This is a genomic window from Mesorhizobium sp. M0166 (assembly GCF_040322255.1).
GTDB lineage: Bacteria > Pseudomonadota > Alphaproteobacteria > Rhizobiales > Rhizobiaceae > Mesorhizobium.
In genome coordinates, this window is sequence record NZ_JAMYTD010000003.1 from 16,864 (window position 1) to 29,232 (window position 12,369).

13 protein-coding genes and 1 pseudogene are annotated in these 12,369 nt (G+C 64.1%); 6 read left to right on the forward strand and 8 right to left on the reverse strand.

Annotated features, from left to right (window positions below; all coding sequences use genetic code 11):
* Positions 1-21: 21 nt before the first annotated feature.
* From NKJ46_RS04605 to NKJ46_RS04615, 3 genes are all read right to left on the reverse strand, one after another.
* Positions 22-1,032, reverse strand: coding sequence for an MBL fold metallo-hydrolase (locus NKJ46_RS04605; RefSeq protein WP_352662455.1), 1,011 nt, complete (start codon positions 1,030-1,032; stop codon positions 22-24).
* Between the two features lie 742 nt (positions 1,033-1,774).
* Positions 1,775-2,794 carry a glycoside hydrolase family 25 protein gene (locus NKJ46_RS04610; RefSeq protein ID WP_352662458.1) on the reverse strand — a complete coding sequence of 340 codons (1,020 nt, stop codon included), beginning with the start codon at positions 2,792-2,794 and terminating at the stop codon, positions 1,775-1,777.
* A 437-nt stretch (positions 2,795-3,231) separates the two neighbouring features.
* Entirely contained in the window at positions 3,232-3,600 is a 369-nt protein-coding gene (locus tag NKJ46_RS04615) for a hypothetical protein (protein ID WP_352662460.1), read from the reverse strand.
* 5 nt (positions 3,601-3,605) lie between these two features.
* On the opposite strand from NKJ46_RS04615, the gene NKJ46_RS04620 reads away from it, so the two are divergent.
* The gene (locus NKJ46_RS04620; protein ID WP_352662463.1) at positions 3,606-3,968 is read left to right on the forward strand and encodes a hypothetical protein; all 363 of its coding nucleotides are present in this window, start codon (positions 3,606-3,608) and stop codon (positions 3,966-3,968) included.
* Positions 3,969-3,981: 13 nt separating this feature from the next.
* On the opposite strand, the gene NKJ46_RS04625 is transcribed toward NKJ46_RS04620, so the two are convergent.
* The 5 genes and pseudogenes from NKJ46_RS04625 to NKJ46_RS04645 all read right to left on the reverse strand — a co-directional run bounded on the left by NKJ46_RS04625 (position 3,982) and on the right by NKJ46_RS04645 (position 6,704).
* Positions 3,982-4,194 (reverse strand): hypothetical protein, encoded by a 213-nt coding sequence (locus tag NKJ46_RS04625; RefSeq protein WP_023717422.1) that lies wholly within the window; start codon positions 4,192-4,194, stop codon positions 3,982-3,984.
* Between the two features lie 118 nt (positions 4,195-4,312).
* Positions 4,313-4,711 carry a GFA family protein gene (locus NKJ46_RS04630; protein ID WP_352662466.1) on the reverse strand — a complete coding sequence of 133 codons (399 nt, stop codon included), beginning with the start codon at positions 4,709-4,711 and terminating at the stop codon, positions 4,313-4,315.
* 157 nt (positions 4,712-4,868) lie between these two features.
* A pseudogene (locus NKJ46_RS04635) lies at positions 4,869-5,824 on the reverse strand (alpha/beta fold hydrolase).
* A gap of 24 nt (positions 5,825-5,848) precedes the next feature.
* A complete protein-coding gene (locus NKJ46_RS04640) occupies positions 5,849-6,334 on the reverse strand; it encodes an SRPBCC family protein (protein WP_352662469.1) in 486 nt (161 codons plus the stop codon).
* Positions 6,335-6,455: 121 nt separating this feature from the next.
* Complete coding sequence (locus tag NKJ46_RS04645) at positions 6,456-6,704, reverse strand: ParB N-terminal domain-containing protein (protein ID WP_023674751.1); 249 nt, start codon at positions 6,702-6,704, stop codon at positions 6,456-6,458.
* A gap of 156 nt (positions 6,705-6,860) precedes the next feature.
* Here NKJ46_RS04645 and NKJ46_RS04650 point away from each other — a divergent pair, with 156 nt between their 5' ends.
* From NKJ46_RS04650 to NKJ46_RS04670, 5 genes are read left to right on the forward strand one after another with little or no spacing between them, the layout of a single operon-like run.
* Entirely contained in the window at positions 6,861-8,501 is a 1,641-nt protein-coding gene (locus tag NKJ46_RS04650) for a N,N-dimethylformamidase beta subunit family domain-containing protein (protein WP_352662472.1), read from the forward strand.
* Position 8,502: 1 nt separating this feature from the next.
* Positions 8,503-9,870, forward strand: coding sequence for an aminotransferase family protein (locus NKJ46_RS04655; protein ID WP_352662474.1), 1,368 nt, complete (start codon positions 8,503-8,505; stop codon positions 9,868-9,870).
* A 10-nt stretch (positions 9,871-9,880) separates the two neighbouring features.
* A complete protein-coding gene (gene kce / locus NKJ46_RS04660; protein ID WP_352662477.1) occupies positions 9,881-10,810 on the forward strand; it encodes a 3,5-dioxohexanoate:acetyl-CoA acetone transferase in 930 nt (309 codons plus the stop codon).
* Positions 10,810-11,334, forward strand: coding sequence for a GNAT family N-acetyltransferase (locus NKJ46_RS04665; RefSeq protein ID WP_352662480.1), 525 nt, complete (start codon positions 10,810-10,812; stop codon positions 11,332-11,334). Before kce ends, NKJ46_RS04665 begins: the two co-directional genes overlap by 1 nt.
* A complete protein-coding gene (locus tag NKJ46_RS04670; RefSeq protein ID WP_352662483.1) occupies positions 11,331-12,362 on the forward strand; it encodes a histone deacetylase family protein in 1,032 nt (343 codons plus the stop codon). The genes NKJ46_RS04665 and NKJ46_RS04670 overlap by 4 nt, the downstream gene beginning before the upstream one ends.
* Positions 12,363-12,369: the final 7 nt, after the last annotated feature.

The window sequence follows — 12,369 nt, forward strand, 5'->3', positions numbered from 1 at the left end:
GGCCCTAACCCGACAAGCGGGTCAGTAGTCCCAGACAGCCGGCACGCAACGAAAGACATCGCCGTCCACCGCCACATGGCAGATAGACGGGAACGGCAGGTGAGTGGCCACCAGCGGCTCGCGGGTCGCCGCCAGCTCCCGCAAAAGATTGATCCGGACGCGGGCCGCCTCCTCGGGGTCGTGTTCGAAGCCGTTGTGCCAGTCGGGTTGGTCGAACCCGACCTGGAACACGGCGTCGCCGGCGAAGGTCAGCCGATCGCCGCCGGACGCCAGGCGGACCACGCTGTGCCCGGGGGTGTGGCCGCCGGTGAGCGTGACGACCACCCCCGGCGCCACCTCGTGCTCCGTCTCAAACGGCCGCAACTGGCTGTGGTAGTCGTTCACGAACCGCTTGGCCGCCCGCCGAAGCGCATCCGGGAACCCCGTTGGCATGGAGACGCGGGAGAAATCGGGCGACTCCCAGAACTTGAGCTCGGCGGCCGCCACGTGAATCCGCAGATCCGGACGCAGCCGGTCCTTCACCCCGTCGATGAGCAGCCCGCCAATGTGGGCCATGTGCATATGGGTCAGCACCACGTCGGTGACGGATGCGAGATCGATGCCGGCGGCCTCCAGTCGCGAGACCAACCGCCCGGCCCTCGGCAAGTGCAAGTCCGGGTCCATCCCCAGCCCGGCGTCCACGAGTATGGTCCGGTCGCCGCTGCGTACGACGACCACGTTCAGCGGCCACTCGAGCACGTCCGGCGGCAGGAACATGTCGTCCAGCCAGGCCGCCCGGAGGGCCGGGTCGACGTTGTATGCCATAACCGGCGCTGGTATCGGCAGCACTCCATCGCTGACCACCAGCACGTCGATGTCGCCGACCTGCAGCGCGTAGCGCGACGGAACCAATTCGGGCTCCGGTCTACCGTTGCTGTGCTTGGCGTTCAGGCTGTCGGCGCAGTGCTGGATCGAGGGGTGTGAAATGTTGTCCAAGCTCATGTTTGTCTCCTGCTGACCAGTCGTGCGGGTTTTTGTTTCTACCTGCGACATGATGCGCTCCTGTTTTGCGTGATCGAGACGTGTCGGTCACGAGCCACGTCGGGGACCCTATGGGGAAGCGTGTCGGCTATCGAGCTACACCTGAGGATGGGTCAGCCTGTGCTCTCAGTGGACCCCAGCGAGGATTTGGTGGTGAAGAGGCTGGCATGAGGGAGTAGACGCTCTCGCCCACCGAACGGCGCCCCGCGCTCAGCGTTGACTCGAAGCCGTCCTCGATATCCGCGACGATGTGCTCTTTAGAGCAGGAAAGATCTCAGGAGGAGCTGCGGTTCAACTACGTCGGTGTAGATGATCGGCCGCTGGCCATAATGACATTTCCAACCGAAGAGGTTGCGCCAGGAACACTGAACAGCATCCTCGAGCATTCTGGACGCTTTCATATCGAAGGCTTGCGTGCGGATGGACTGCATGTGCCCAAAGGTGTCAGCCTGGCGGAATATGTAGAGGCGTAGAGCCGTCAGCCGAACCAGGGCTGGTAGCTATCACCGCGCGTTTCGCTTCGACGGCACGGCCTGGATCCCAGGGTCTGCGCTCCGCTTCGCGTTCGCTCCGCCCTAGGATGACGAAGACACGGAGGCCGAAGGCCAATCGCCAAGGCCGGTAGTAGCGGGAACGTCCCTTTCGTCATCCTAGGGCGGAGCAGGAGCGAAGCGACGTTGCGGAGACCCTAGGATCCATGCCGTGCCCCACGCGGCGGACGCCGACGGTGGAAGCCAAGCACTCGACCGATGTGCTACTCCGCCTCGGCCACCATCTGCCGTCCGCTCACCCAGTCGCGCCAGGCCTTCTCATCGCCACGGAACACATTGAGGTCGATGCGGCCCCTCACCCCGTGCGACAGGCCGGAGCCGGAATATTGCCAGAACAGCCATTTGCGGCCGGGATAGACCTTTGACGGGTGGGCGGCCACGGCGCGCAGCCAGAATGGATAATCCGGGAAGGCGCCGCGCAGGTTGTCGCGGTAGAAGTCGGGCGCGGTGTAGATGATCGGGCGCTGGCCGTAGTGGCGCTCGAGCTTGTCCATGAACACCTGCATTTTTTCCAGCACCTTTTGCCGCGAGGGGCGGCGCTTGCAGCTGGATTCGCCGTTCCACTCGACGTCGATCACCGGCGGCAGCGCGCCCTCGACCCTCGGCACGTTGCGGATGAACCAGTCGGCCTGCTCGCCGGCGGTGCGGCACCAGTAGAAGAAATGATAGGCGCCGCGCTTCAGGCCGGCGGCGTCGGCATTGCGCCAGTTCCTGGCAAACATCGGGTCGAGATGATCGCCGCCGTCGGTCGCCTTGATGTAGGCGAAGTTGGCGCCCTGGGCGCGCAGCTTTTGCCAGTTCACATTGCCCTGCCAGCGCGAAACGTCGACGCCATGGACGGCAAGACGCCTTGGCGAGGACGCCTTGCCGAAATTGATCGGCTTGGCGTCGCGAAAACCATAGCGCGTGACCGGCTCGGCAAGCATCGCCGGTGCGGCACGTGTCAGCCGCTTCGGCGGCGACATCAGCGCGATCACCTCGGCCGGCGGTTCGACGTCCTGATCGGGTACGTCCATCGCGACCAGCTGTTCGTCCTGCTCCTGTTCGGCGAAGGCTGGCGCGGCATCAGTTGTCGCCACGGATGCCACCGGCGCGGGTGGCCGTACAACCGAGCTGGTCGTCTCGCTGGACGGCACTTGCAGCGCATCGACGCCGGACGTCGACGTGCAGCCGGCAAGGCACAGCGCTGCGATCGAGAAGATGACGACGCCTGATAACCGCATCTGGACCTGTACGCAAAACACAACAGACCGAAGGCAGGACAACGCCGCCGGACAAACCAAGCTGGATTCCTAACAAGAAACTACCAACAAAGTTTGAATCGAATTGTTAGGGCTTTGCATCGGGACGCTTGCCCGGACTGAGGTGCGCTATCCCCAAACGTTCGGCCACGTCGCTGCCTCGCAATGCCGCTTGACAACTCACGGCATGAGATTAGTCTTCACTAATCTTACAGTGTAAGGCCCGTACTTGGGAGGAAGTGATGCAGCCCGCCGCCCTGTCAGAATTGCAGCCCGTAGCCCCGCCGGAGCCACACTCGCCCGCCATCGGGATCGACGAGATATCTGGCGATCTCAGCCGCACCATCGAACGCGCCGAGGTCAAGGCCTGGCTCGATCTCTATCGCGCCGCCCCGGCAGACTTTGCCGCAAGGCAAGGCTTAGCCATCGCCGAAGATGGCGATCTCGTCTGGGCCACCTGCACGACGATCCCGTTCATCCATTTCAACTGCGTCAAGAATTTCGGCGTCGAGAGCGCGGCCACCGAGAGCCGGCTCGATGCGCTTCTGACGCATTATCGCGACGCCGGCATTCTGCGGCCCTGGTTCTACACCAATCCACACACCGAGCCCGCGACGCTCAGCTGCTGGCTCGAGGCGCGCGGCCTGCAGCGTCAGGGCGGCTGGGAACGCATCTTTCGCGACGCCACGCCATTGCCAGCGGAGCCGCTTTTCCCGACTGAGAACGTCTCGGTCGAGCGGGTGACGCCGGCAACGGCAAGGGAATGGGCGGGGTTCATCGACAGCCAATATCGTTGCCGACTTCACCGTGGTTGCTGGCGCTGGCCGGCCGGCGCGGCTGGTATCATTACATGCTGCGGCGGGAAGGCGCGGTGGCGGCGGTGCGCTCGATGTTCATCGGTGCCGACGGCGTGGCCTGGAGCGGCATCGACGCGCCGGTTCCCGGCATCATGGCGCCGAGCTTCGACCTCGATGCAATGCTCGGCGAAGCGATGGTGCGCGACGGACTTGCGGCCGGTGCAAAACTGTTCGTGGCCGACATCGAGGCGCCGCACGCCGAACGAAACGGGCCGGCGTATCGCAACTATGCGCGCCTCGGCTTCAAGCTCGCTTATTTCCGCAGCCATTACAGCTATTTGCCGGCAAATTCCGGCTGACCGCTTCAAGACCCTAGCCGCACAGCCACAGCTTGTGGCAGGTCGTGGCCATCAGGTGGGCCGGCGGTACAAAACGATCGTTGACCGCCACATCATCGTCGGCCCGGCGGACCTTTTCCTCGAGCAGCGTGCGAAGTTCTGCCGGCTGCACGCGGTCGCGCTCCATCACCAGCTTGATCATCGGATCGCTCAAGAGCTCGTCCAGGGTGTTGATGCTGTCGTTCATTCCGTCGCCTCCTCGACTGCTGCCCGCACGCAATAGATAGGCAGCAATGATGGCCCGCCAATGACGCTTTGCCGGCTATCTCGTGTCGCTTCGGATTAAATTTTGTCCAGATTTCACCTCAAGCCGGAGGTGGCGCGCCTTCATATTGCGGCAGGCCGTCGTCGATCTGCACCCAGGGCTGCTTCGAGGCGGTCCAGATATGCATCTCAGGCCTGAACACCGAGGGATCATCGAGGGAGCCGGTGGTGATGCCGATGATGCCGGCGGAATCGCGCCGGGAAAACATCGTCGTGCCACATCGCGGGCAAAAGCCGCGCTTGAGATCGGGCGAGGAATTCACCATCGCCACCGGTCCGTCGACCGTCACATCGTCGATACGGAACAGTACGCGCGCGTTGAAGGCGGCACCCAGCGCTTTCTGGCAGAGCCGGCAATGGCAGACGCGCTCATTGATCGGTGCCGCCTCGGCGCGGTAGCGCACCGCACCGCACAAGCACCCGCCCTGATATCTTGCCATCGCCCGTGTCCCTTCCCTGCGAGGATAGGCGATACCTATCGATAGGTGGCACCGTCAATTGAAAAGCTTTGATGGCGCCATCTAAAGCTGTGATCCGGCCGATGGGCGAAATGCCGGCCATCTCGCGGGAGACGGCCGGCAGACAATTGACTGGGCGTCAGTTCGTTTCCTTGACGACCTCATCCCAAGTCTTGACCTTGGTCTCGCCATTGAGGAACGGCAGCGCGGCTGCTGTCAGTTCCGGCGCGAAGAACACATCGTAATGGGTGCGGTTCGGCAGGATCGCCAGGCGGTTTTGCGACAGGTTCTCGCGCATCCATCCGGCGTCCTTCAACCCGCCGCCAAGCATCTGATAGAACTTGATCTCGTGCTCGGGCCGGTACATGTCGCTGTCGCCGAACACCAGCATCACCGGCATTTTTAGCTTCGGCACGTCGGCCGAATAGTCGTAGTCCTTGCGCATATAGGCGCCGAGCTGGTCCAGCAGTTTCGGAAAATCCTCCGGATGCGGCGCAACCGCGACGTAGGATTTGTACATCGGCGTGTCCTTCATCATGTCGGCCATCGCCGCGCCGACCTGTGCCTGCTGGCCACGCATCTCGGCATAGAAGCCATCCGCGGCGTAGCCGGTCGAGACCAGCACGAGGCGGCGCACCGTTTCGGGATGCTGGACGGCCATGCGGAAGGCGACGCCGCCACCCAGCGAATAACCCATGACGTCGACCTTGTCGTAGCCGAGCGCCTTGACGATCGCCGCCATGTCGTCGCCCATCGCCTCCAGGCTGAGGGGCCGGTCGCCGAGCGCGGTACGGCCATGGCCCTGCAGGTCGACGCCGATGACGGTGCGGTTTTCGGTAAGCTTCGGCAGGATCGGCGCGAACATGTCGGTCGTGCCGAGACCGCCATGCAGCAGAAGCAGCGGCTCGCCCTTGCCATAGACGGCGTAATAATAGTTCAGGCCGTTGATCGGCAGCAGGCCGGATTTTTCCGGCGTCGGCAGTGTTGCGGTTGCGGTCGTCATGGCGGGCTTGGCCTCCTCTGCGTTGATGGTGCCCGGCGCGCAAACAACGCGGCGGCCGAGGCGAAAATGGCAAAAAATATCGATCTGGACATATCAGTCTCCCTCTCCCGTTTGCATCAAAGTCGCTTTGCGACCTCCTCGAGCTGTTCGGCGCACTGGCCCCAGCCCTCGTGAAAACCCATTTTCTCGTGCTGTTCGCGGTCGGCGACCGACCAATGCGCAACCCGGGCGATGTAGCGGGTCTTGCCCGTGCCCTCGTCCTCGAGTGTCACAATCCCGGTCATGAACGGTTTGGCGGAAGGCTCCCACGCTTTTGTATAGGCATCGGTGAACACGAGCTTCCTGCCCGGCACGACTTCGAGGAAGACACCGGGGTTCGCAAACTCGTTGCCATCGGGACCGGCCATGACGACCAGGCTGGTGCCGCCGGCGCGAACGTCCATCTCCGCGCGCGGTGTCGTCCACGGCTTCGGCGCGAACCATTGCGTCAACAGCTTTGGCTCGGTCCAGCAGCGATAGACGTTCTCGCGCGGCGCATCGATGATGCGGGCGAGAACCAGCTCGCGGTCGGAGTCGGGGGCGATGTCGAGCCTGGTGGTCATGATGTTTCCTCACATGTCGGTTTTGGCTTTCGTGTCTAGGACGAACCGACAAGACGCAAGCCGACACGGTCCGCGAAAAAATCCGCCGGACAGGAGATTCGAACGAGGGAACTGAGTGGCTTCAGTGGCGCTTGGCTTGCACCAGATAGGCGTCAATCTCGGTCTCGCCGAGCCACTTGGCCGCTTCCAGCCGATGCAACCCTTCGACCAGGATATGGCGCTTGCCGTCATGGCGCACCTGGATCGGCATCTTCATGCCGTTTTCCAGAATGTCCTCGGCTAGATGGCGGACGGTCTCGGGATGCAGCGTCTTCTTGCGCGCGGTCGGCACGTAGATGTCGTTGACCCTGACCTTTTGCACTCTCAGCATATCGGCTCCCGTGGCGGACAACGCCGCCCTTTGTGAGATAGTCTGTTTGGCCGGCAAGGCCAAGGGAGCGGCCCGGCAATGGCTGGCCCGATCGTTTCCAATTGACGCTTGGCCGCCCGATGGCCGAAATGGCGGCCTTCGACCTTAGCGGTGTCCATGAACCATCTGCCGACCGAGTTTCCCGATTTCGGACTGACGCCGGAGCAGCGACGCCAGGCGGTGCGCAGCCATTACTGGGAGTGGCCCGGTATGGATGGCGGGCGCGGCGAAATCTGGTGCTACAGCGACCGTCTTTCCTATCGCCCTGGCGAGATGGTGGCGCTGCATGTCAGCTCGACGGCCGCCAGTTTCGGCGTCGCGATCATCCGCGACGGCGGCGCGGAAGCGACAATGTTCGAGGAGGCCGGTATCGCGGCGCGTTGGCAAGATACGCCGGACCAATGTTCGGTCGAAGGCTGCGGCTGGCAAGCGTCGTTCGAGGTTCGCATCGGCGACGATTGGCCGTCCGGCGCCTATCGCGTCACGCTTGAAGCGGACGGTCGCGACGGCAAGCCGATCCGCTGCCATCATCATTTCATCGTCGCGCCGCAGCCCAGCAAGAAGCCTGGCCGTGTGCTGCAGGTGGCGGCCACCGGCACTTGGCTCGCCTACAATACGTGGGGCGGTTCCAACCACTACGAGGGCATTACCGGGCCAGGCCGCGACCAGTATGCACGAACGGTGTCGACGCAGCGGCCTTGGTGTCGCGGCTTCGTTGTGCTGCCCAAGGACGCGCCGCGCGTGCCGCTCGAAGTCGCGGTACCGCCGAAAACCGTGCCGCGCTATCCGCATATGGAATGGGCCTTTGCCACCGGCCATTCCAAGAAATACGCCTCGTCCGGCTGGGCAAGCTACGACAGCCATTTCTTCCGCTTCGCCGAGCGTGCCGGCTACGCCGTCGATCTCGCCAGCCAGCACGATCTGCATTTTTCGCCCGACATCCTCGACGGCTACGACTGCGTCGTCTTCGTCGGCCACGACGAATACTGGACCTGGGAAATGCGCGATGCGGTCGACACCTATGTCGAGCGCGGCGGCCATGCGGCGCGCTTTGCCGGCAATTTCATGTGGCAGACCAGGCTCGAGGACGAAGGCCGCCGGCAGGTCTGCTACAAATACCGCGCTCGCGCCGAGGACCCGGCCTACCGCGGCGGCGATGCGAGGCGCGCCACTAACTCCTGGGAAGCGCCGGAAATCGGCCGGCCGGGTGCGGCGACCTTCGGCCTCAACGCGACACGAGGCGTCTATGCCGGCTGGGGCGGCTGCGCACCGCGTGGCGTGCGCGGCTTTCCGGTCTACCGGCCGGAGCATTGGGCCTTTGCCGGTACCGGCATCTACTATGGCGACCTGCTCGGCGCCGACAGCCATGTCTATGGTTACGAGGTCGACGGGCTCGACTTCGAGATCCGCGGCGGCCTGCCCTACCCCACGCCGGACAGCGGCGCACCGGACGGCCTCCAGGTGCTTGCGGTCGGCATGGCTTCCCAGGTCGAGGAAAGCGCCGACATTCCGTTCGAGGACCAGTTCCTCGGCGACGAGGATGGACGCTTCACCGCCGAGACGCTGTTTGGCGAGGCAAGCGACGCCAATCTCGACAAGGTCAAACGCGGCAACGGCATGATCGTCAATTTCCCGCGCGGCAAGGGCGAGGTGTTTCACGCCGGAAGCTGCGAATGGGTTGCCGGCCTGCTAAGGCAGGATGCGATGGTCGAGCGTGTTACCAAAAATGTCCTCGACCGCTATCTCGGAAAGTCATGACATGCTGAAGTCCCCCGCCCCGGAAGCCCGCGAAGCCTCGCATCTGTTTTATCTGTCCAGCCTGCGCCGGCCGCTGATCGACCGCGCCGAAGGCATCTACATGTGGACGCAGGATGGCCGCCGCTTCATCGACGGATCGAGCGGGCCGATGGTCGCCAATATCGGCCATTCCAACCGCAACGTGCTCGACGCGATGAAACGGCAGATGGACCGCGCCACCTTCGCCTACCGCCTGCATTTCGAGAACGAACCGGCCGAGGAGCTCGCGCGGCAACTGGCGGCCAAACTCCCCGAGAGCCTGGACCGCATCTTCTTTGTCTCCGGCGGCTCGGAAGCGACGGAATCCTGCATCAAGCTGGCGCGGCAATGGGCGGTCGCCACCGGCCAGCCCAGCCGCTGGAAGGTGATCACGCGCTTTCCCTCCTATCACGGCGGCACGCTCGGCGCGCTCGCCGTCACCGGCGACGATGCGTTGGCCGAAAATTTTATGCCGATGATGCAGGTCATGCCGACGGTGCCGGCGCCCATCGCGTGGCGCGACCGCGACAATCTTTCCATGGAACAGCGCGGCATCCGCTACGCCGATATGCTGGAGGAAAAGATCCTCGCCGAGGGACCGCAGAGCGTCCTCGCCTTCATCATGGAGCCGGTCGGCGGCGCTGCCACGGCAGCACTGGTGGCGCCGGACAGCTATTATCCGCGAATCCGCGAGATCTGCGATCGCTACGGCATCTTGCTCATCCATGACGAAGTGATGAGCGGTGCCGGCCGCACCGGAAAATTCCTCGGCGGCGACCACTGGAACTGCAAGCCCGACATCGTCGCCTTGTCAAAGGGTCTGGGCTCGGGCTACGCGCCGCTTGGCGCACTTGCTGCACCGACGCGGCTGGTGCAGCCATTGCTCGCATCGGGCGGCTTTCAGCACGGCCATACCTATGCCGGCAACCCGCTCGCCTGCGCCGCCGGGCTCGCCGTACTCGGCGAAATGGACCGCCTCGGCCTGATCGCCAACGCGGCTGTCATGGGCGACCTTTTGATGGACGAGCTGAAGGGATTGGCGAAACGGTTTCCGTTCATCGCCGACGTCCGCGGCAAGGGCCTGCTCACCGGTGCCGAAATGGTCGCCGATCCCTACACTCTGAGGCCGATCGAGCCGGCAAAGAAGGCCACCCAGCGGCTGCTCGACCTCGCCTATGAGCGCGGCCTGATCATCTACGGACGCAAGGTCAAGGGCGGTGTCGACGGCGACAATTTCATGGTCGCGCCGCCGATGATCGTCACCGCCGCGCAGATCGGCGAGATCATATCCATCATCGGCGACTCGCTCGAAGTGCTGGCCGGCGAGCTCGATCTGCCGGTCGAAGGCTGAGGGGCGAACCATGGCGCTGCGAAAAGTCATTATCACCTGCGCCGTCACCGGGTCGGTGCACACACCATCGATGTCGCCGCATCTGCCGGTGACGCCGGACCAGATTGCTGCAGACGCGATCGCCGCCGCTGAAGCCGGTGCTTCGATCCTGCATCTCCATGCCCGCGACCCCAAGGATGGGCGGCCGACCGCCGACCCCGAGGTGTTCATGCAGTTCCTGCCGCGCATCAAGCAGGCGACCGATGCGGTGATCAACATCACCACCGGCGGATCGTCGCTGATGACGCTCGACCAGCGGCTGGCCGCGCCGCTCAGGGCCGAGCCGGAAATGTGTTCGCTCAACATGGGTTCGATGAATTTTGCGCTGTTCCCGATGCTCGACCGGCCGCGCGAATGGCAGCACGAATGGGAGCCGAAACTGCTCGAGGCGACCCGCGACACGATCTTCAAGAACACCTTTGCCGATATGGAGATGGTGCTGGAGAAGCTTGGGCGTGGTTGCGGCACGCGCTTCGAATTCGAGTGCTACGATGTTGGCCATCTCTATTCGCTGGCGCATTTTCGCGACCGCGGGCTGGTGTCGGGACCGTTGTTCATCCAGTTCGTGCTCGGCATATTGGGTGGTATCGGCGCCGATCCAGAAAACCTGGTCCACATGAAGCGCATCGCCGACAAACTGTTCGGCGACAGCTATCAGTTTTCGGTGCTGGCCGCCGGACGCCACCAGATGCCGATGATCTCGATTGCGGCGGCGATGGGCGGCAACGTCCGCGTCGGACTGGAGGACAGCCTCTACGACGGGCGCCAGCTCGCCAAGTCCAATGCCGACCAGGTCCGCCGGATCCGCGGCGTGCTCGAAGGGCTGTCGCTGGACGTTGCAACGCCGGCCGAGGCGCGGCAGATGCTGGCGCTCAAGGGCGGCGACCGCGTGGCGTTCTGATGGTTGTGGCCGTGACCAACCCACCGTCAAGAGACATTGTGATCCGCCCCGGCACCAGCGAAGACGTCGAAACCATCCACGCCGCACTCTTACGGCTCAGCGCTCACGTCGGCGCACATCAGGAGATCATCTCGACAGCTCAGGATCTCCGCACCTACGGCTTTGGCGAAAAGCCTGCCTTCTCGACCTTGATCGCCGAAGTCGGCGGCGAATTTGCCGGGCTTTGCCTGTATTTTCCGACCTTCTCGACATGGATGGGCCGGCCCGGCGTCTATGTGCAGGATCTCTATGTCGAGGACCGGTTTCGTGGCCGTAGGATCGGCGAGCGCCTGCTGCGCCGGGTTGCGGCGCAGTGCCGGAAGGCAGGCGGCGTCTATCTCAGGCTGTCCGTCGACACCGACAACAAGACCGCCAAGGCTTTTTACGAACGGTTGGGCATTGCCTGGTCGAGCTACGAGCAGGTGCAGAAGATCGTCGGCGACGCCTTTTTCGCCTTTGCCGATGCACCGGAGGAGCCAACATGAAAGCCTTCTATGCCGAAGAACAGAAGCGCCACGACCCGAAGGCGTTCCTCTCAAGCGGCGCGCCGCAGCCCAATCCGGAAAAGCCGGAACGGGTCGAGCGATTGTTAGCCGGCGCAAAGGCTGCCGGCTGCACGATCGAACGGCCGCGGGATCACGGGCTCGGCCCGATTGCGGCGGTGCATACGCCGGAATATCTCGATTTCCTCCAGCATATCTTCGCGCGCTGGCAGCGCATCGAGGGCGCCTCGGCCGAGGTAATCCCCAACATCCATCCGATCGCGCGGAACGGCTCCTATCCGGCCTCGGCGGTCGGCCAGGCCGGCTACCACATGGCCGACACCGCCTGCCCGATCTCCGGCGAGACGTGGCAGAGCGCGCTTTGGAGCGCCTGGAGCGCGGTTGAAACCGCCGAGGCGGTGATGTCGGGGGCGCCGGCCGCCTATGCGCTGTGCCGGCCGCCCGGCCATCACGCCTTTGCCGATGTCGCCGGCGGCTTCTGCTTCATCAACAATTCGGCGGTCGCCGCACAGGTTCTGCGCAAGCAGGCGGCGCGGGTGGCGATCCTCGATGTCGACCTGCACCACGGCAACGGCACGCAAGGCATCTTCTATGCCCGGCCGGACGTGCTCACCGTGTCGCTGCATGCCGACCCGGTGCGCTTCTATCCGTTTTTCTGGGGCCATGCCGACGAGCGCGGCGAAGGCGCCGGCCTCGGCTACAATCTCAACCTGGCGCTGCCGCGCAAATCCGGCGATGCGGCTTTCCTCGAAGCACTGGCGGCAGCGTTCCAGCGCATCGACGCCTTCTCGCCCGATGCGCTTGTGGTGGCGCTGGGGCTAGATGCCTTCGAAGGCGATCCGTTCGGCGGGCTGTCGGTGAGCACGCCTGGTTTTTCGCGCATTGGCGACGTGATCGCCGGGCTCGGCCTGCCAACGGTCATCGTCCAGGAAGGCGGCTATCTCTGCGACGAGCTCGGCGACAATCTCATCGCCTTCCTCACCGGTTTTGGCGACGCCCACAAGCGATGATCCGCCC